The 19492-nt window shown below is 61.7% G+C and carries 19 protein-coding genes and 2 pseudogenes; 14 read left to right on the forward strand and 7 right to left on the reverse strand.

Annotation, left to right across the window (positions count from 1 at the left end; genetic code table 11):
• Nucleotides 1-19: 19 nt before the first annotated feature.
• From ASE07_RS11980 to ASE07_RS12010, 7 genes are all read right to left on the reverse strand, one after another.
• Nucleotides 20-793, reverse strand: coding sequence for an SDR family oxidoreductase (locus tag ASE07_RS11980; RefSeq protein WP_057291052.1), 774 nt, complete (start codon nt 791-793; stop codon nt 20-22).
• Nucleotides 794-1085: 292 nt separating this feature from the next.
• Nucleotides 1086-1538, reverse strand: a complete 453-nt coding sequence (locus ASE07_RS11985) for a bacteriohemerythrin (RefSeq protein WP_057291053.1) — start codon at nt 1536-1538, stop codon at nt 1086-1088.
• Between the two features lie 14 nt (nt 1539-1552).
• Complete coding sequence (locus tag ASE07_RS11990; protein ID WP_057291080.1) at nt 1553-2422, reverse strand: alpha/beta fold hydrolase; 870 nt, start codon at nt 2420-2422, stop codon at nt 1553-1555.
• 82 nt (nt 2423-2504) lie between these two features.
• A complete protein-coding gene (dmpG, locus tag ASE07_RS11995) occupies nt 2505-3548 on the reverse strand; it encodes a 4-hydroxy-2-oxovalerate aldolase (RefSeq protein WP_057291054.1) in 1044 nt (347 codons plus the stop codon).
• Between the two features lie 13 nt (nt 3549-3561).
• A complete protein-coding gene (locus ASE07_RS12000) occupies nt 3562-4518 on the reverse strand; it encodes an acetaldehyde dehydrogenase (acetylating) (protein WP_057291055.1) in 957 nt (318 codons plus the stop codon).
• A gap of 25 nt (nt 4519-4543) precedes the next feature.
• Nucleotides 4544-5326: a 2-keto-4-pentenoate hydratase gene (mhpD, locus tag ASE07_RS12005; protein WP_057291056.1), complete on the reverse strand. Its 783-nt coding sequence runs from the start codon at nt 5324-5326 to the stop codon at nt 4544-4546.
• 9 nt (nt 5327-5335) lie between these two features.
• Nucleotides 5336-6295: a 3-carboxyethylcatechol 2,3-dioxygenase gene (locus ASE07_RS12010; protein WP_057291057.1), complete on the reverse strand. Its 960-nt coding sequence runs from the start codon at nt 6293-6295 to the stop codon at nt 5336-5338.
• 384 nt (nt 6296-6679) lie between these two features.
• On the opposite strand from ASE07_RS12010, the gene ASE07_RS12015 reads away from it, so the two are divergent.
• The 14 genes and pseudogenes from ASE07_RS12015 (at nt 6680) to ASE07_RS29685 (ending at nt 19043) form a co-directional block, all read left to right on the forward strand.
• Entirely contained in the window at nt 6680-7948 is a 1269-nt protein-coding gene (locus ASE07_RS12015) for an aromatic ring-hydroxylating oxygenase subunit alpha (protein WP_057291058.1), read from the forward strand.
• 28 nt (nt 7949-7976) lie between these two features.
• A complete protein-coding gene (locus ASE07_RS12020; RefSeq protein WP_057291059.1) occupies nt 7977-8462 on the forward strand; it encodes an aromatic-ring-hydroxylating dioxygenase subunit beta in 486 nt (161 codons plus the stop codon).
• A gap of 262 nt (nt 8463-8724) precedes the next feature.
• Entirely contained in the window at nt 8725-9702 is a 978-nt protein-coding gene (locus tag ASE07_RS12025) for a tripartite tricarboxylate transporter substrate binding protein (protein WP_057291060.1), read from the forward strand.
• Nucleotides 9703-9720: 18 nt separating this feature from the next.
• Nucleotides 9721-10773: an alcohol dehydrogenase catalytic domain-containing protein gene (locus ASE07_RS12030; protein ID WP_057291061.1), complete on the forward strand. Its 1053-nt coding sequence runs from the start codon at nt 9721-9723 to the stop codon at nt 10771-10773.
• 12 nt (nt 10774-10785) lie between these two features.
• Nucleotides 10786-11742 (forward strand): PDR/VanB family oxidoreductase, encoded by a 957-nt coding sequence (locus ASE07_RS12035; protein WP_057291062.1) that lies wholly within the window; start codon nt 10786-10788, stop codon nt 11740-11742.
• Nucleotides 11743-11818: 76 nt separating this feature from the next.
• Entirely contained in the window at nt 11819-12628 is an 810-nt protein-coding gene (locus tag ASE07_RS12040; RefSeq protein WP_057291063.1) for an IclR family transcriptional regulator domain-containing protein, read from the forward strand.
• A gap of 13 nt (nt 12629-12641) precedes the next feature.
• Nucleotides 12642-12764: pseudogene (locus tag ASE07_RS28745) on the forward strand (DDE-type integrase/transposase/recombinase); the annotation flags it as partial.
• A gap of 459 nt (nt 12765-13223) precedes the next feature.
• Nucleotides 13224-14195, forward strand: coding sequence for an AAA family ATPase (locus ASE07_RS12045; protein WP_057291081.1), 972 nt, complete (start codon nt 13224-13226; stop codon nt 14193-14195).
• 18 nt (nt 14196-14213) lie between these two features.
• Entirely contained in the window at nt 14214-15065 is an 852-nt protein-coding gene (locus tag ASE07_RS12050) for a DUF58 domain-containing protein (RefSeq protein WP_057291064.1), read from the forward strand.
• The gene (locus ASE07_RS12055; protein ID WP_057291065.1) at nt 15062-15925 is read left to right on the forward strand and encodes a hypothetical protein; all 864 of its coding nucleotides are present in this window, start codon (nt 15062-15064) and stop codon (nt 15923-15925) included. The genes ASE07_RS12050 and ASE07_RS12055 overlap by 4 nt, the downstream gene beginning before the upstream one ends.
• The gene (locus ASE07_RS12060; RefSeq protein ID WP_057291066.1) at nt 15922-16944 is read left to right on the forward strand and encodes a vWA domain-containing protein; all 1023 of its coding nucleotides are present in this window, start codon (nt 15922-15924) and stop codon (nt 16942-16944) included. Before ASE07_RS12055 ends, ASE07_RS12060 begins: the two co-directional genes overlap by 4 nt.
• Nucleotides 16941-17468 (forward strand): hypothetical protein, encoded by a 528-nt coding sequence (locus ASE07_RS12065; RefSeq protein WP_057291067.1) that lies wholly within the window; start codon nt 16941-16943, stop codon nt 17466-17468. The genes ASE07_RS12060 and ASE07_RS12065 overlap by 4 nt, the downstream gene beginning before the upstream one ends.
• Nucleotides 17465-18367: a VWA domain-containing protein gene (locus ASE07_RS12070; protein WP_057291068.1), complete on the forward strand. Its 903-nt coding sequence runs from the start codon at nt 17465-17467 to the stop codon at nt 18365-18367. The genes ASE07_RS12065 and ASE07_RS12070 overlap by 4 nt, the downstream gene beginning before the upstream one ends.
• Nucleotides 18368-18448: 81 nt before the next feature.
• Nucleotides 18449-19043: pseudogene (locus ASE07_RS29685) on the forward strand (tyrosine-type recombinase/integrase).
• Nucleotides 19044-19492: the final 449 nt, after the last annotated feature.

Below are 19492 nucleotides of genomic sequence, written 5' to 3' on the forward strand. Positions count from 1 at the left end.
TGATCAGGCCTCTGCTGTCCTAAAGCACTGCCGAACTGCCGCCGTCCAGATTGATGCTGGTGCCCGTGACATAACTTGCCGCTTCGGAAACGAGAAAGGCGATCACGTTGGCGGCTTCTTCGGCGCGGCCGACTCGCCCCAGCGGTATGTCTTGCGCGACTTGAGCGTAGAACTGTTCCACCGGAATTCCTGCCTTAGCCGCCTTCCTTTCATGCTGTCCCGCTTGTATCAGGCCGATGCAGACGGTGTTGACCAGAATGTTGTGCGGTGCGTATTCCTTGGACAGCGCCTTGGTGAAAGCAAGTCCCGCAGCGCGGGTCACAGTGGTCGGCATGGATTTGGCGCGCGGCTGCTTGGCACCGATATTGGTGACATTCACAATCCGCCCCCAGCGCTGCTGTTTCATGTAGGGTACCGCCAAGCGTGACAGCCGAATTGCGGCAAACAGCTTCAGCTCAAAGTCGGTTTGCCATTCCTCGTCGGTGACCGATTCGAATTCGCCGGTAGCGGAAGTGCCGGCATTATTGACGACGATGTCGAGCCCTCCGAACGCTTTGATCGTTTCATTGACCAGCCTGCTGCAATCCTCGGCGCGGCTGACGTCCGCCTGCACTGCGGCGACTTGGCCGCCTGCGGCACGAATCTCGCCCGCCACCAGATCCAGCAGTTCCCGGCCGCGTGCGGCGACAACGACACGTGCGCCCTCATGCGCGAGCCGTAGGGCAACCGCTTTGCCGATGCCCTGAGAGCCGCCGGTGACGAGTGCAACTTTGTCTTTCAATTGCAAATCCATTTTTCTTTCCTTATCGAGTCATCACGAAGGTCTTCGTTATTTTAAATAAGGTGAAGAATGTCCGCTGCGGGTCGCGTCCCGCGCTTTCGTTCTGTGATACCGCCGTCCGGAAAGTGGCGCCGAGCCGCCGCTGGCTCTGGACGCGCATAAGGACGCACGCCGGGGAGAATAAACTGGCGCACGAATGGAAATCGGGCAAGGCACTTCGTTTAGTTTACCAAACCGGCAGCATCCCAGCCGGTATGTTCTGTCATGGATGGCTGTAAAGCCCCCGATCTGAGAGCTCGCGCTTTTAGTCGCATATGATGTTACTGCTGATCGAGCGCCGTAAAATGATCGGCTTCCCTCCCAGGCGGCGCTTGCACAACCAGTGCGCTAGCGCCGAGTCGAGATGGGTGGCATGGTTCGGGAACCAGTCGGCCAACGCCTGCACCAAGGCACGGCATACCTCGGTATTGCCCTGAGCAAGCAGTTCCTGCACCTCATGCACCGACTTGAGCACGGCATCATGTTGCTCGATGTGGCAGTCACGCGGCGGGAAATCGGTGTTGCGCATCCAGGCGTTTTCCTCGCCAAAATGCGCCTGAAGATGCTCTTCCATGGCGCCAAGCAGCTCGGGCAGTTCATCATCCCGCGCTGCCTGCAGGCGCGCGATTAGCTGCACGAATTCCTCATGGATCTGATCCATCGGCGCGTAGCCCAGGATATGGGCATCGCTCCAGTTCAGTGGTCCGTTTTCATTCATGGCGCTGCCTTGCCTTAATGCGTAAGGAAATCCAGCACCATGCGGTTGAAGGTGTCGGCATGTTCCCACTGTGCCCAATGGCCGCAGCGATTGAAAATGTGCATCTGTGCATTCGGGATGCCGGCGATCAGGCGCAGGCCCACGTCCATGGGCACAAAGCGGTCCTCGCGTCCCCAGATGACGAGCGTGGGTGAGGCAATCTCGCCCAGGCGGTGCCCCAGATCGGGGAACTGCTTGGGATTGACCTCGGAACTCTTGACGAAATTTTCCAGGTGGTCGCGTCGTGCCAGCATGTTGTTCAGGCGCGCCTGGAACAGCTCCTCGGTCAGTTGGCTTGGGTCGTACACGAACACATTCATCATGCGCTTGAGGTTCTCGATGGTCGGATCCCGGTAGAGCGCGCCGATCAGCTTGATGCCTTCGGTCGGCATGGCGACGAACTGGCTCGGTCCGCCGGTGCCGCCGCCCATCAAGATCAGCTTGCCCACGCGCGTCGGGTTGGCCAGTGCAAAGGCCACGGTGCTGTGCGCGCCCATCGAATTGCCGATGATATGGGCCTTTTCCAGTCCGATGGCATCCATCAGGCCCTTGAGCGAGCGGGCGTTGAGGTCCGAACGTGAACCGCTGTTGACGATAGGATCGCTCTTGCCCCAGCCCGGGCAGTCGAGCAGGACGACGCGGTAGCCGGCGTTCACCAGCGGCTCGATGTTGCGATTGAAATTGGCCCAGCCGCTGGCGCCCGGTCCGGAGCCGTGCAGCATGACGACGGTCTCGGCGCCCTGGCCGACGTCGTTGTAGTGCAGCTGGAGATTGAGCTCGCCGTCCTGGATGCGGACCAACTTGCTGGTGGAAGCTTCGGTCAGCGCGATGTTATTTGCAGACATCATCATATCCTTCTTCATTAATTAGTTCATGAGTTCGACGGCCGCCACCGCGGCGGTAGCGACCAACGTCGGGGCAGGGATCTCAGCCCGCCTCGGCCGCGATCGGTTGCACGTGCTCGCGCGCCCTGCACAGATCTAGCGCCACGTCCACAATCATGTCTTCCTGGCCGCCCACCATGCGGCGCTTGCCCAGTTCCACCAGAATATCGACCACCTTCAGGTCGTACTTCTTCGCTGCCGCTTCCGAATGGCGCAGGAAGCTGGAGTAGACGCCCGCATAGCCGAGCGCCAGCGTCTCGCGGTCCACGCGCACCGGGCGGTCCTGCAAGGGGCGCACGATGTCGTCGGCCGCATCCATCAGTTTGTACAAATCGCAGCCGTGGTTCCAGCCCATGCGATCGGCCGCGGCGATGAATGCTTCCAGCGGCGCATTGCCCGCTCCAGCGCCCATCCCCGCCAAGCTGGCGTCAACACGGTCGCAGCCCTCTTCGACGGCGACGATGGAGTTCGCCACGCCAAGGCTCAGGTTGTGGTGCGCATGCATGCCGGTCTGCGTCTCCGGCTTGAGCACATCCTTGAATGCGCGGAACCGGTCGCGCACATCGTTCATGTTCAGCGCGCCGCCCGAATCCACTACATAGCACACGGTAGCGCCATAGCTTTCCATCAGCTTGGCCTGTTCGGCCAGGCCCTTGGGCGTTTGCATGTGGCTCATCATCAGGAAGCCCACGGCTTCCATGCCGAGGTGGCGCGCGTATTCGATGTGCTGCCTGGAGACATCGGCCTCCGTGCAGTGCGTTGCCACGCGCACGATGCGGGCGCCGGCATCGTAGGCCGCCTTCAGGTCGTGGACGGTGCCGATGCCTGGTAACAGCAGGGTAGCGATCTTGGCATGCTTGACGACGCTGGCCACCGCTTCGATCCATTCGATGTCAGAGTGGGCGCCGAAGCCGTAGTTGAAGCTGCCGCCTTGCAGGCCGTCGCCATGGGCCACTTCGATGGAGTCAACCTTGGCCTCATCCAGGGCTTTGGCGATCTGCTTGGCTTGCTCGATGCTGTACTGGTGGCGGATGGCGTGGCTGCCGTCGCGCAGGGTCACGTCGGAAATGTAGATCTTTTTGTCCATGTCAGTTTCTCCGTCAGGCGGCAAGTGCGCGTTCAGACAGCATGCGAGCAGCCATCTGCTCGGCCGTGCGCAGGCCGGCGCTGGTCATGATGTCCAGGTTGCCGGCATAGGCGGGCAGGTAGTGGGCGGCGCCTTCGACTTCCAGGAAGATGGAAGTCTTCAGGCCGCTCATACGGGGGCCGACGCCCGGAATGTTGAGTGGCGCGCCGGCTTCGATGCGGTCGAACTGCACTTTTTGCTTCAGGCGGTAGCCGGGTACGTAGGCCTGCACGGCGGCGGCCATGCGCTCGACCGATTCCGCAATCTTGTCTTCGTCAGCAAACTCGCTCAAGGTGTAGACCGTGTCGCGCATGATCAGGGGCGGCTCGGCAGGATTGAGCACGATGATGGCCTTGCCCTTGGACGCGCCGCCCACTGCTTCAATGGCCTTGGATGTGGTTTCCGTGAATTCGTCGATGTTGGCACGGGTGCCGGGGCCGGCCGACTTGCTGGAGATGGAGGCGATGATTTCGCCGTAGTGCACCTTGGCGACGCGATTGACGGCGGCCACCATCGGAATGGTCGCTTGACCGCCGCAGGTCACCATGTTGACGTTCAGGGCATCAAGATGGTCTTCGCCGTTGACGACTGGAATGCAGTACGGGCCGATGGCCGCAGGCGTCAGGTCGATCATGCGAATGCCGGGTTTGATGCCGCGCAGGAAGGCGTCGTTCTTGACGTGGGCGCCGGCGCTGGTGGCGTCGAACACGAAGTCGATGTCAGCGAAGTTGGGCAGGCGGCTAAAGCCTTCCACGCCTTCATGAGTGATCGGCACACCCATGCGGGCGGCGCGCGCCAAGCCATCGGAAGCCGGGTCGATACCGACCATGGCGCCCATTTCGATGTTGATGCCGTGGCGCAGGATCTTGATCATCAAGTCCGTGCCGATGTTGCCGCTGCCGATGATGGCAGCCTTGAGTTTTCGGGTCATGGGAATCTCGCGTGTTTTCGGTTATTCATGAGCCAAAGCGTGCGCGCACGCTGCCAACCCCGCTGATGCGGGCTTCGAAGGCGTCGACGGGTTCCACGGCCACCATCGGGCCCAGAGCGCCGGTCATCACCAGATCGCCCGCACGCAGGGGCTGGCCCAGCGTGGCGAGCTTGCGTGCCAGCCACACCGCAGCGTTCAGCGGATGGCCTAGGCATGCGCTTCCGCTGCCTTGCGAAACGACGGAGCCTTTGCGTTCGGTGGTCATTTCGCACAGCTTGAGGTCGAGCCCATCGAGGCGCACAGGCACTGCGCCGAGGACGATCAGACCGCTGGAGGCGTTGTCGGCCACGGTGTCGACGAACTTGATGTTCCAGTTCGCGATGCGGCTGCCCACGACTTCGATGGCAGGCAGCACGTATGCCGTGGCATTGATGACATCCACCAGCGTGGCATCGGCCAGGTCGAGGTCCCGCTCGAGCACCAACGCCACTTCGGCTTCGACTTTCGGTTGCAGCGTGCGCGTCCAAGGGATTTCCTCATCATCGCCGTAAATCATGTCGGCGAACAGCGTGCCGAAGTCAGGTTGGTCGACGCCCAGCTGTTTCTGGACGGCGGGGGACGTCAAGCCGATCTTGCGGCCCACGATGCGACGGCCTTGCGCCTGGGCGTGGCGTACATTGGCCAACTGCACCGCATAGGCGTCGTCACCGTTGGTAATCTCGTCGCGCAGGGGCGCGATCGGGGTACGGGTCTGCTCGGCATTGCGCAGCCGTTCGGCCCATGCATTGATCTGTTCGTTGGTACTCAAAAGATTCTCCTAGGTTTGCGTGTCTGCGGTGTGCATGAACAGGATTCCATAGCCCGCGATCAGCTCGGGAATGGCTTGGTAGTAACGTAGTAAGCAGGGCAGGCGGTGATTGGCCGGCAACGCCGCGCGCGCAACCAGCCATGTTTTGGATTCGTGCGCGGACAGACCTGCATCCTGCTCGATCGATTCTTCTTGCAGCTGCGTCAGACGGTCCAGCTCGCCGGACTCCAGCGCGTCCATCCAGCGGGCATCCCATTCGGGGTTGAGCGGTTTCATGTTGGACGTTCCGTTTGCGAGAGCCATGCCGGCGGCCATCACGCGCTTGGTTTTGGCGTCGCGTTCGGCTTGCGTGGGCTCCCGTTTGACGGTAATGCGTTCGCGTATATCGGGGTCCGGGTGAGCCAAGGTGGGCACCGGTGGCTCATGGGATAGTCCCCCGGACCCGATCAAAAGCGTGCGGCGTGGTTCGTCGTTCAAAAAGCGGCCGATTGCTTCCCCCAATTGGCGACAGCGTCGCAGGCGTGCAATCCCCGGCTGTGCAACGGCATTGAGGAAGATCGGGATCACCGGCGGTGTCGCGAGGCCGCCCCAGATAAACTGGAGCGCCTGCACAAAACCGTGATCCACCTGCATACGCCTGGACACTGCAATGTCAAAATCGTCATCCATCAAGTGCCCGGCCAGAGCTAATGCTGCCGATTCCTCGACGTTGAGGTTGCCTGGAGGGGTCAGGTAATCACCCACTGAGGTGGCTTGGCTGCCGATACAAAACGGAGGCATCAACTCATTGAAAAATCCATTGTAATGGTCCGGTCCAATGAGCACGACGAGCTCGGGATCAAAGGTCGCGACCTGCTCGCGAAGCCGGGCAATGGCGTCCTGCATATCCTTTTCGAGTTCGCTGCCGATCGGGTTAAGTCCGAACAGCGGCGAATGCGACATACCCAGGAAGGCACGTTTTGCTTTCATGTCTGCCTCTCCTCGCCTAACGCAGATTAACGCTTGCGTTGCAGAATTGATCATTCAAATCATCAAGGCGCGTGAGATCGGCGTCCAAGTGCGGAGCTTCGAAATTGGGGACGGATAGTTTGATCATATGGGTGTCCGGTGCAAACGAATAGTCGGGCGGCTAAATGCCTTTCAGGCCAGCTAAATATACTGTTTAACGCCCTCCGATAGGGTGCACACTGCGCACCACAACAGATGTCGCCATTGCAAAAAATCAAGAAAAAATACGCCGCAAAGCCCTGTGGCTGCTAGCGGGTGCGCATTGTGCACTCAAATCGTCGTTCATATTGCTTCCGGCGGATGCAGGTCATAGGATTCACACACTTGTTAAAGGAGATGACCGCAATGAACGCGAGATTGGATACCAGCCCCTTCGCCTCCATGGTGGATGAGCAACCTTACGAATTCCGCGTGGCGACCAGCGCCTACCGTGGTCCCGAAACTTTTGCGCAGGAAATGCAGCAGATCTTCTATAAGACCTGGATCTACCTGTGCCATGAAAGCGAGATCGCCAACCCTGGCGACTTCAAGTCCACCCAGATCGGTACCCGTCCCGTGATCGTGTCCAGGGGACGCGAGGGAGGTATTCACGCCGTCCTGAACGCCTGTACCCATCGCGGCGCGACCATCTGCCGGGAAGAAAAGGGCAACACCCGTGCCTTTGTGTGCCCCTACCACGGCTGGTCGTTCCGCCCGTCGGGCGAATTGATTGGCATTCCCGACGAGGCGCGCTACCACGAGAACTTCGATAAATCCGACAAGAACCTCAAGCCTCTACCGCGGATCGCCTCCTACGGCGGACTGGTGTTTGGCTCGTTCAACCCGGACGTCGAAGACCTGGAAACCTTCCTGGGCGGCGCCAAGCAGCACATTGACATCTGGCTCAGGCGCACCGCGGGCGGCACCTACAAAGTCGCCACTTCGCACAAATACGGCTACCAGGGCAACTGGAAGTTCCAGACTGAAAATGTCTATGACGGCTACCATCCCGGCTTTGTTCATCGCTCGGCCTTCAATACCGTGCGCAAGTTCGAAGGTTCGTTCGAGAACCGGGAACTGAATGCGTCGGTGCGCCAACAGGGCTTCACCCGCGGCTATCCCGAAGGCCACGGCACGCTGGAAGCCGGCGCTCCTTTGGAATCCGGCGGCATTGATCCCGCCGTCCGGCAAGCCTATAACGACAAGCTCGCCGCTCTTTATGGTGCCGAAGGCGCGGCGGAAGCGCTGACCAATCGCCAGTTTTTGATTTTCCCGAACCTGGTCATTTTTGACTTCAACATTCGCGTGGTGCAACCGATCTCTCACGATTGCACGGATGTGTATTCGTACCCATTGCTGATTGAAGGCGCGCATGACGACATCAATAGCAACCGCATGTTGGACGCGCAAACGCGAGTAGGTACCGCCGGCATCCTGTCGGCCGACGACATCGACGTCTTTGCAGGCGCTCAGAATGCACTGAAGACCGAGGTTGTCGAGTGGATTACGCTCAGCCGCGGCTTGGGCAAGGAAGAGATCAAGCCCGATGGCGAACGGGTCGGCGTCTACAGCGACGAAGCGCCGCAACGCGCTTTCTGGCGCAAATGGCGCGACCTGATGACTTCCGCCTCTTAAGCACTTGCCGGATTCCCAAGGAGACCCCATGACCCACCCCGTCCAGAAACTTATCCTGCGCGAAGCCCGTCTGCTCGACGAAAATCGCCTCGACGACTGGCTCGCGCTCTACCTCGAGGACGCCAGCTACTGGGTGCCGATCGACGAAAACGCCGATCCACTCAAAGAATCGTCCATCATTTACGACAACCATTCCCGATTGGCCATGCGGGTCGAGCAGATCATGCGCCAGAACCGCGTTGCGCAGAACCCGGGATCGCACACGTTGCGCATGGTGTCGAACATCGACATCGAGGATGTCGATGCCGCCACCGCCACCGCCACCTTTGCGTTGCTGCTGACCGAAGTGCGCTCCGGCGACTGGCGTCAGCAGGGGCTCGGTGAAATGCGCCTGTTCCCCGGCCACTGCAAAGTAGTGTGCAAAAAGGTAGGCGACGACTGGAAGATCCAGCACAAGACGATCGTGCTGCTGAACCGCAAACAGCCGATCGTGGGACTATCCTTCATCCTCTGATTGATGTAATGCCTGGCATGCCGCTTGAAAAGGCGGCATGAACAGGCGGATATAGTTTTTGGTTTTAAGCAATCAATTCCTTTTTGCCAGCACAGGCCACCTTGCCCGAGGTTGAAACAGAGTATGCGCGGCATAGGCCAACGGCCATGCCCGGTTCCTCAAACAACGTTGGCCGCCTTGCATGCGTTTGTTAACTAACCGTACGGGCAACCTCATCCAATCCTTCAACACCGCCCGCAACTGAATCAGGAGACTCGGTATCATGAACACCCCACGTCGCACATTCCTTGGTTTCGCCGCTGGCGCGCTGCTTCTGGCCGCCGCCACCTTGCCTACCGCCGCGCAAGCGGCATACCCGGACAGGATCGTCAAGATCGTCGTTCCCTTTGCTCCGGGCGGATCGTCGGACAGCGCGACGCGCATCCTTGCCGAACAACTCGGCAAGCAATGGAAGCAACCGGTCATGGTAGAAAACAAGCCGGGCGCCAATGGAACCATCGGCGCCGCCCAAGTCGCCAGATCGGAGGCCGACGGCTACACGATTCTGCTCGCACCAGTCTCCATCGGTACCGTCAAGCTCTTTGTCAAGAATCCCGGCTTCGATCCCGCCACTGACCTGCTTCCGGTCACCCAGATCGCACGCGGCGACTACGTGCTGTCAGTCCATAAGGATGTGCCCGTCAATACGATGGGCGAACTCGCCGAATACGCGCGCAAGAATCCCGGAAAATTGTTTGACGGAACATTCGGCCAAAGCTCGATGCTGGCGTTCCAGCATTTTGCGGACCTGATGAATTTCCAGCGCGAGAACGCCCAATACCGCGGCGAGGCGCAAGCAGTGAATGCACTGGTGGCAGGCGAGGTCCAGGTCGTATTGTCCACCTTGACTGCAGCCAAGCCTTTCATCGATAGCGGTCGCATCAAACCGCTTGGCATCCCGGCCAAGGCGCACTCGCCCATCGCGCCAAACATCAAGACCGCGGACGAGAGCGGCGCCAAGGGTTTCTATGTCGACTTCTGGTTCGGCTTGATGGTACCCAAGGGCACGCCCGATGATGTGCGCAAGAAAATTGCCGCGGATGTCGCCGAAGCGCTCACGAAGAAGGAAGTCAAGGAACGCTTGTACAGCATGGGACTGATTGCCAAGTCCTCGACGCCGGAGGAATTCAGCAAGTTGATTCAGTACGAATCCGTGCGCTGGGTAGAGACGGCCAAACGCGCCCGCCTGGAACCCCAATAACCACCCGAGGGGCAAATAATGCTAGCTTTGAATAAAGTGCAGGCGGGCGTGAATGGGCTTGCCGTGATGGAGCGCGACGTGCGCGAACCGGGCGCCGGCGAAATGCTGGTCAAAGTGCATGCCGCCGGCGTATGCGGCACAGACATGCAGATCTACCATGGCCAGGGCGCGTTCGCCAAGCGCGTCGCGCTGCCCACCACACTCGGCCATGAGATGTGCGGAACCGTGGTCGCGCTCGGCCCCGAATCCATAGGAAGCCATGGCGCGGGTCGCGTGAAAGTCGGCGATGTGGTGAGCCTGGAGAGCCATATCCCCTGCTGGAACTGCAAGGCATGCCGGACCGGCCGGGCCCATGTATGTCCCAATACGAGGTATCCGGGCATCGACATTGACGGCACGTTTGCTGAATACGTCACCGTCCCTACCTCGATCGCCTGGGTGAATCCGCCGGGCGTGGCAAAGGAGATGGCCGCGCTGCTGGAGCCCCTGGGCATTGCAGTGCATGCCACGATGGAAGGCAGCGGCGTGTCCGGGCAGACTGTCGTGGTCAATGGCTGCGGTCCGATCGGATTGATGAACGTTGCGGTGGCGCGGCATTTCGGCGCCCGTCGCATCATTGCGGTCGATCCTAATCCGAAGCGTCGCCAGACTGCCCTGGCAATGGGCGCCGACCGGGCGGTTGACCCGGTGACGGAATCGCCCGCCGATGTGGTGCGCGACATGACGAATGGCGAACTGGCCGACGTGGTATTCGAGTACACGGGCAGTCACGATGGCGTCAGGAACTGTTTTGCGATGGTCGGTTCTTTGGGCGACGTGCGCTGGTGCGCCACGCCCGGCAAGCCGATGGATTTCGATTTCGGCGCCTGGCGCAAAAGCCGGCCCACGATCTACAACATCCATGGCCGCCGCCTGTGGGATACCTGGGAAATCGCCGCGCCGCTGGTGTACGACAACAAGATCGACTTGCGTCCGATCGCCAGCCATCAGATTCCCTTGTCTGAAGGCACGCGGGCGTTCGAGCTCATCTTATCCGGTGACGCGGTCAAGCCCCTGATTCTTTGTTCCTGAAGAGGAAGCCATATGGACACCAAAACTCCCTTGCGCGTGCAGCGCATTCACGATGCTGCCTTGGGCGTCAAGCTCTTTGACCTGGTGCATGTGGATGAGTGCGCCCTGACGCCGTTCGAAGCCGGCGCGCACATCGAGTTGCAGTTGCCTAATCACGTATTGCGCAGCTATTCGTTGCTCAATGCGCCGGGCGAGCAGCACCGGTACCAGATCGCCGTCCACAATTCGCCCGACAGCAAGGGCGGATCGCGTTACATGCATGAGTCGCTGCAAGAGGGCGATGTGCTGTTATCCAGCCTGCCGCGCAACAATTTCCTGTTGGATGAATCTGCCGAGTATAGCTGCCTGATCGCTGGCGGTATCGGCATCACGCCGCTGCTTTCAATGGCGCGCCGCCTCAACGCGCTGGGACAGCGCTGGGAACTGCATTACTGTGCCCGCACCGGTGCGCATGCAGCCTTTGCGGACGAGGTGCGCGCGCTGGCCGCCGCTTCCGGGAATGCCGCCTATTTCTATTTCGACCAGGAGCCTGGCGGCCAGGCGCTGGATCTAGCCGGCCTTTGCCGGAGGGTGCCCGGCAATGCCCATCTCTACTGCTGCGGTCCCAAAGGAATGCTCGATGCGTTCGAGCAAGCCACCGAACATTGCCGCGACCGCGCCCATGTCGAATATTTCACTGCCAAATCCGAAGCGGCGCTGGACGGAGGTTTCACCGTCGAACTGGCGCGCAGCGGCACGACGCTGCATGTTCCGGCAGGGCGCTCGATTCTGGACGTGGTGTTCGATGCGGGTGTCTCGGTGCCATCCTCTTGCCGCGAGGGTATTTGCGGAACCTGCGAGACACGGATTCTTGCGGGCGAGGCAGACCATCGTGATGCGTTGCTGTCCGATGCCGAGAAACTGGCGAATAAATCAATGATGATTTGTTGCTCGGGCGCCAAGAGCAAGGTGCTTGTGCTAGATCTCTGAGCGAGGCAAGGGGCGCGAAAAAGGAAGCGACTGGCCGTATAATCCGGCATCATCGTGCTGACAGAGAAACGCAACCATGGAACAGGAATCCTCAAGTAGCTACCGGCATTGCCAGTCGCTGGTCAAGGGCCTGGACCTCCTGGCAGCGCTCAATCGCAGGCCCAGCGCCTCCGCCTCGATTACCGAGTTGGGCCGGATGACAGGGCTGCATCGCACCACCATCAAGCGCTTGCTCGAAACCCTGCGCCAGGAAGGTTACGTGGAATGCGATGCGGCTACCAACATTTATCGCCTGACATTCCGTGTACAGCGGTTGAGTTATGGATTCCGGGATAACGTACAAATCTCGGAAATTGCATGGCTTCAAATGCGAATAATTTCCAAGGCCTTGGTCTGGCCTTGTTCCTTGATCACGCTGGAAGGGGATGAGATGGTAGTCCGCGTCTCCACGCGGCCTTACAGTCCATTGTCATTTCACTCAGGTATGCCCGGCAGACGCATGCCGTTGCTGACCACCGCCGCAGGACGCGCGTATCTCGCCTTTGCTCCGGAAGCGGAGCGGAAGATCTTGCTTGACATGCTGCGTCAACGTTCGGACATCGACGCTGTCCATGCTAAAGATCCTCACTTCATACGCACGTTGTTGTCCGAAACGCGGCAACGAGGATACGCCATCAATCAGGGAGAGTGGGGGGCCGAGCCCAAGTTTGGCGGTGTTGCCGTGCCTTTGAGATTTCAGGAACGCGTCCTGGCCTGTCTCAATGTGATTTTTCTGGTCCGCGCAGTCAAAGATGATGCAGCCTTAAGTGCCATTGCCTCCAAACTTCTTGCGCACGCCAAAATAATCGAGCATGACTTCGCCGCACATCAAGAGCAATTGGCATGAGGCCGAAACAACTCGGTTCCTGCCACTACTGGAAAAGTCACCCCGCCAATACAAGCGCCCGGTGAGAGGAAATTGGCGCATGGATGAGACCTACATCAAAGTAAAAGGTGCTTGGCAATATCTCTATCGCGCGGTCAAACGAGTCACCCGGCCGATGCTGGGTGTCAAATCGTTTCGAGGGCCCAATTCATCATCTCAGTCATTGAGTTGATGCATAGAATTTACAAAGTCCAGTTCCTGATTCAAGGTTGCGCCAGGACGTCGTTTGCCGACCAGTTTTACACGTTGGCAGGACAAGTCCGTCAAAATTAAACGGCCATGTGGCAGCCGGCAGCGCTCCATCTTTAACGTGCTAACGCGACAGAACCAAGCTTTGCCTGGCTTGCTGGAATGCTTATTGCTGCGTACCGTCCCTGTCGGCGCGCCGGGCAATGCTATGCCGTTTTGGCGCCGGCCTACCGCCACATCTTCCAAGGGACGTCATATGGCTTTTGGGCAGTCAGCAGCGAGCTCGGTGGACGCCGGCCGCCTTGCCGGTTTGGAAACAGGCAGGGATGACACAGTGTTGCAGGAATGGCGCACCCGGGCACTAGCAATGGAGGCAGCCGTGGGCCGCGCCGTGATCGGCCAGGCTGAACCCATCCGGCTGATCAACATCGCTTTGTTCACCCGCGGCCATGTGCTGCTCGAAGGCGATGTCGGCGTCGGCAAGACCACGGTGCTGCGGGCCTTTTCCAAGGCCGTCGGCGGAAAGTTCGAGCGGGTCGAGGGCACGGTGGACATGATGCCGGGCGACCTGGTCTATCACACCTATGTCGACGCGGAGGGCCGCCCGCGCATCGACCCTGGACCGCTCTTGCGGCATGGCGAGGAACTGGTCACCTTTTTCTTCAACGAAATCAACCGCGCCCGGCCGCAGGTACAGGCCCTGCTGCTGCGGGCCATGGCGGAGCGCACGGTGTCGGCGTTCGATCGCGAATACCGCTTTCCGCATATGACCGTGTTCGCTGATCGCAACCGCATCGAACGGGAGGAAACCTTCGAACTGGCTTCTGCCGCGCGCGACCGTTTCCTGTTCGAGGTCAGCATGACCACGCCTACCTCGCGCGAGGTGCGGCGCGCGCTTGCGCTGGACCCACTCTTTCATGACGCTGACGCCCTGGTCGACAGTGTCGAGGCCGGCATGTTGCCATGGACCGGGATGAATGCGTTGGCGGCATTGGTACAGCGCCAGGTGTCGGCCAGCGAGACGCTGCAGGACTATGTGCTGGACCTGTGGCAGGCCACCAGCGCGCCGCTCGGGTACGGCATACGGCTGGACGGCGTCGACATGGACAGGCTGATCCTGGCGGGCGTGAGTCCGCGCGGCGTCAGCGCGCTCATGCGCGCGGCTCGCGTGGCGGCCTGGCTGGACGAGCGGCTGTATGTGACGCCGGAAGACGTGCAGGCAGTGCTGCGTCCGGCCTTCATGCACCGGATCTTCTTCACGCCCGTCTATGCGCTGCGCCACGCGGAAATTGCCGATGCGCTGCTGGGCGAAATGGTTTCCCGTATCGCCGCACCCTGAACGCAGGCGGCACGCACCATGGACGACATCGCCTTTTTTTACCGCATCCCCGGCCGCAGCGGCGGGCACCGGCCGGGCGCCCACCAGGCCAGCACGAATGGCGCCGGTCATGCATTTCACAGCCACGCCCGGCTGCTCGATCTTCCCGATTCGCGCCGGCTCGATGTGCGCGCTAGTCTGCGCGCAGGCCGTGGCGAATGGCTAGTGCGCGCCTACCGGCAGCGCGCGGCGATCTCACTGCGGCTGGTGGTGGACGTCTCCGCCTCCATGCAGGTGGGCGCGCCGCTGCGCAAGCTCGACATTGCCGCCCGGATCGCCGAGTCCGCGGCGCACAGCGCCTTTGGCGTAGGCGACACGGTCGGCATGCTGGCGTTCGATGCGGCGCACCGCGAAGACCTGTATTTCCCGGCCATGCACAGCCGAGGCGCCGGGCAGCAGATGCGCCTGGCTATTGCTGCCTGCAATCCCAGCAAAACCGCCGGTTGCGCCCTGGTGGAAACGGTGCGCCAGCTTGCCGGACGCCGCGAGCTGGTCTTCCTGGTATCGGATTTCCACTGGCCACTGGCGGTAATGGCCGAAGCGATGGACATGCTGAGCCATGCATGGGTGGTGCCGCTGGTGGTATGGGACCAGACCGAGCTTGCGCCGCCGCCGGTGGACGGCTTCGTCACCCTGCGCGATGCCGAGACCGGAGCGGCCACGCCGGTCTGGGTCAATGCGCGGCTGCGCCAGCGCTGGGCGGCGCAGCTTGCCAGCCGTCGTCGCGCGCTCGACGCACTATTCGGCTCGCGCAACCTGCTACCCCTTTATCTTCATGGCGGCTTCGATGCAGCAGCGCTGTCGCGCTATTTTCTGGAGCTTGTGCCATGATGCGCCGGCTGCGCGCCTGCCTGCTGGCGGCCTGTGCCGCATGGCTGACGCTGCCGCCAGTCGCTACGGCCGAGGGCTTGCCGCTGGCGCCGCGCACCTTTGGCTACACAATCGGCGACATCCTTGTCCAGCAGGTATTGCTAGTGCGGGACGGCAAGGACTTCAAGCCCGAGTCGCTGCCGCCACAGGGCCGGGTCGGGCGTTCGTTCTGGCGCCGCGATGCGCGCGTTGCGAAGGATGCGGAGGGACGCAGCTGGCTGCTGGTGGAGTACCAGATCATCAATGCGCCGCCTGCACTGGAAGTGTGGTTCCTGCCGCCACTGCAAATCAAGGGCGCCGGCGCCGCCGGCATGCTCGACGTCGCGCCGTGGCGCTTTTCGATCGGCCCGCTGACGCCGCCAGAAGCATTTAATGCACAGGGTCTAGGCGCCATGCGGGACGACCTGCTGCCCCCGGCGGCACCGCTGGCGCCGCTGGCGCGGCGGATGTGGTTGGCCGCCGGTGCGCTAGCGGTGACGCTGCTGTCGTGGGCGACGGCGCTGGTTCTGCGGCGCCGGTGGCTGCGCGGGCGCCTGCCGTTTGCGCGCGCGCTGCGCGACTTGGCCCGCCTTCCCGACGATGCGCCGCAGGCATGGCGCCGCCTGCAGCATGCGCTCAATGATGCCGCCGGGCAGGTGGTCCGAACCGACAATGTCGATCAGCTGCTGGCGCGCGTGCCGTACCTGGCGGCAGAGCGCTCCGCCATCGAGAAGTTCTGCCGCGAAGCCAGCGCGCTGTTCTTCAGCGGTGCGGCGCCGGAGGGCGACGTGCGCGCGCTGGCGCGCCGGCTGGGACGCCTGGAACGGCGGTATGCGGCATGAGCGGCGTCGGCTTTGTCCAGCCATGGTGGCTGCTGCTGTCGCTGCTGGCCCTGCTGCCGCTGCTGCGGCGGCCGCAAGACGAGCAGGTGTTCAGCTGGACTGAGCTGCTGCCGCCCGATCCTGCCGGCCGCTGGCGGCAGCGGCTGGAAAAGGCGCTTGCCGTGGCTGGCCTGCTCGCGCTGGCGCTGGGCATGGCCGGCATCGGCCTGCCGCAGACCGTCGCCACGCGCCAAGGCAGCGGCGCCGAGATCCTGGTGCTGCTGGACCGCAGCGCCAGCATGGACGCGGCCTTGGTGCCGCGAGGGCAGGTGCCGCGCGTGGACAAGTATGCGGAACCGAAAAAACGCAAGATCGCGCGCCGCGCGCTGGCCAAATTGGCCGCCGGAAGGCCGCACGATGTGTTTGCGCTGATGATGTTCAGCATCAACCAGTTCCAGGTGCTGCCCTTCAATTCGCAGCCGGAGATGATCCAGGCGGCCATCCAGGCCGGCGGCGTCGGTTCCGGCCTGGGCGACACCGATGTCGGCGGCGCCTTGCTGGCGGCGATTGCCCGCTTCGACGACAGGCCGGCCAATGGCAACCGCATCCTGCTGCTGGTCTCGGACGGCGGCGCGCCGATCACGCCGCAGACGCGCACCGAGATTGCCGCCAACCTGCAACGCAACAAGATCACGCTGTACTGGATCTACCTGCGCTCGTTCAACCAGCCGCCGCTGGCTGAAAGCGCCGACCCGGCGTACGACCGCAGCGTCGAGGTGGCGATGCACCGTTTCTTCAGCACGCTGGGCACGCCGTACCGGGCCTTTGAAGCGGAAAGCCCATCGGCGATGGACCACGCCGTCGCCGAGCTGAGCCGGCAGCAGATGCTGCCCATCAGCTACCAGGTCAAAGTGCCGCGCGCCGACGGCGCCTGGCTGGCTTTCCTGTGCGCCGCACTGGCATTTGTGCTGCTGCTGGCGCTGCGGATGCGCCACTTGGCGTTGCCGGCAGCGCGACAAGCTTCGTCGCCGGCGCCATGAGAACCCGGACCATCCACTGGCTCTTTGCGGTGCTGGCCGTTGCCTGCCTAGCGGTGCTGGGCCAGGCGCTGCTGGCGCAGCGCGCGGCGACCGCCTATAACAGGTCGCTAGCCGACCCGCAGGCGTCTGCAGGATCGGCGCCTGCAGCGGCCTTGTCGCGCGGCGTGCGTCTTGCCGCCGCCGGTGATGTCAACGCCGCACAACAGGCATTCCAGCTGGCCTTGCAGCAGGGCGATCCCGCGCTGCGCAGGATGGCGCGCTACAACCTGGGCAATCTGCATTTGCGCCAGGCGTTGGCCATGCGGCGCGACGATATGGAGGCGGCGCCGCTGGTCGAGCTGGCCAAGCAGTATTACCGGCAGGTGCTAGCCGAGGAACCATCGCACCAGGAGGCCCGCTACAACCTCGAGCGCGCGCTCTGGCTGCAGCCGGAGAACGTGACTTGGTACAGTGCCAAGGACAAAGCCGAGGCCCGCGAACGCCGGGCGACAGCGTCCAAAATCGAGCCGGGGGAACTGCCATGAGGGGATGGGCGCGTGACTGGCTGCTGGCGCTGGCCACGCTGTTGCTGGTGCTGGCCGCGCTACTGCCGCCGGTGACCATGGAGCGCCGCGTTTTTTCGCATCTGCTGGTCTTCGATATCACTCAGAGCATGAATGTGGCCGACCAGTCGATTGACGGCGCAAGCCTGACCCGCCTGGCCTGGGGCAAGCGCATGGCTTCGCAGGCGCTGGCGGACCTGCCCTGCGGCTCACGCCTCGGGCTCTCGGTATTCGCCAGCCGCCGCACGCTGATGGTGCTGGCGCCGGTCGAAATCTGCGCCAATTACGACGAGCTGGAGCAGGCCATCAGCCAGATCGACAGCCGGATGGCCTGGAACCAGGCCAGCGTGATCGCGCGCGGACTCTACACCGCCATCGAAGCCGCGGCCGAACTGCCGCAGCCGCCGTCGGTGCTGTTCATCAGCGATGGCCATTCGGCGCCGCCGGTGGATGAAGAGAACGCGCCCGAGTTTTCCTCACCGCCTGTGCCAGTGCGCGGCGTGGTGATGGGCGTGGGAAGCCTGATGCCGCAGCCGATACCGCGCAGCGACAGCAGCGGCCGTTTCGTCGGCTGGTGGGAAGCCGACCATGTGGTGCAGCGCAGCCGCAGTGAAGACGCACCGGACAGCCAGGAGCACCTGTCGGCGCTGCATGAAAGGCATCTGCAGGCGCTGGCCCGCGTCACTGGCCTGTCCTATGCGCGCATCGATTCCGCCGCTGCATTCCGGCGCGCTTCGCAAGACCCGGCGCTGGTTCAGACGCTGCGCGTGCCGACCGACGTACGCTGGATTCCGGCCCTGGTCGCTGCGCTGCTGCTGACCACGTTCTTCCTGCCGCGGCGCGCCGCCGTCTCCTCCGATCGTGTCCAAACGGGCGCCTGATCGAAGCCCGCTGCGCACAAGTGTCTCGACGGTTGTGTCGCGTTCAGCGAGAAGGTCCTCGCCGTCCGGTAGACCGCTGCCATTCGGCCATGGAACAAGGGCAAGTTCGTCGGTCAAAAAGCGCCCCTGAAGTTGAAGGAAATCTGGGGCATCCGTACTCGGCTGCAACTGGAGCACCAAACCCGCGACCTGGCGTTGTTCAACCTGGCTATCGACAGCAAGTCCGCAGCTGCGATCTACTCAGCATCCGCGTCAGTGAAATCACACAGGGTAATCGAGTGCTTCCGCGAGCCATCGTAATGCAGCAGAAGACGCATCGGCCGGTGCAGTTCGAAATCACCGAGCAGACACGCAACTCGATTCTTGTTTGGAATCAGTGTGCCCATCTGGCTAACAACGATTTTCTTTTTCCAAGCCGTATTTCGGCTTCTCCTCATTTGTGACGCGCCAGTATGCGCGTATCGTTGATGGCTGGATTGAGTTCATTGGGTTGGATTCGACAGCGTATGGCACCCACACGATGCGAAGAACAAAAGCCACGTTGATCTACCGGCGCACGAAGATTCTGAGGGCAGTACAGTTACTTCTTGGCCATACGAGGTTAGAAAGTACAGTTTGCTATCTGGGCATTGAGGTCGACGACGCACTGGAGATCGCGGAACAGACGGAAGTATGACGTATAGCCGCCGGTCGGTAGCTAGCGTTTCAGACGTTGACCGGCCATAAGCGGATATTAGAAGTACACGACCATATGACCGCTTCCTCGCACATTTCGGGCGGCGCGACTACATAAAGGTTTAGAGTAGATTGTAGAGAAAAGCAAGGTATCGCTTTTGCCGCATATTGGAAGTTTGCCCCTTATGCGATCCTTCATCCGCGCCATGCTGTCCCTACCAGTACCAGCCCGCGCCGACTGTATGCGATCTTGCTCTGCTGCCTGAATAACGAAAGGAGTAGACATCCTGCTCGTTTCCTGTATGGTGGGCAACTGGACTTCGGGTCCCATCAAGCTGTATTTCGTTGTCAGTCTCTTCCCTCGTCTCGTTCTTCAACAGAGCGACTCCGTTTGAATCCCTTCAGTTAAGCCCCCTTGGTAGGGAGTCGCATTGGACATTATGTCCTTCA

Source organism: Noviherbaspirillum sp. Root189, assembly GCF_001428545.1.
Classification (GTDB): Bacteria; Pseudomonadota; Gammaproteobacteria; order Burkholderiales; family Burkholderiaceae_D; genus Noviherbaspirillum.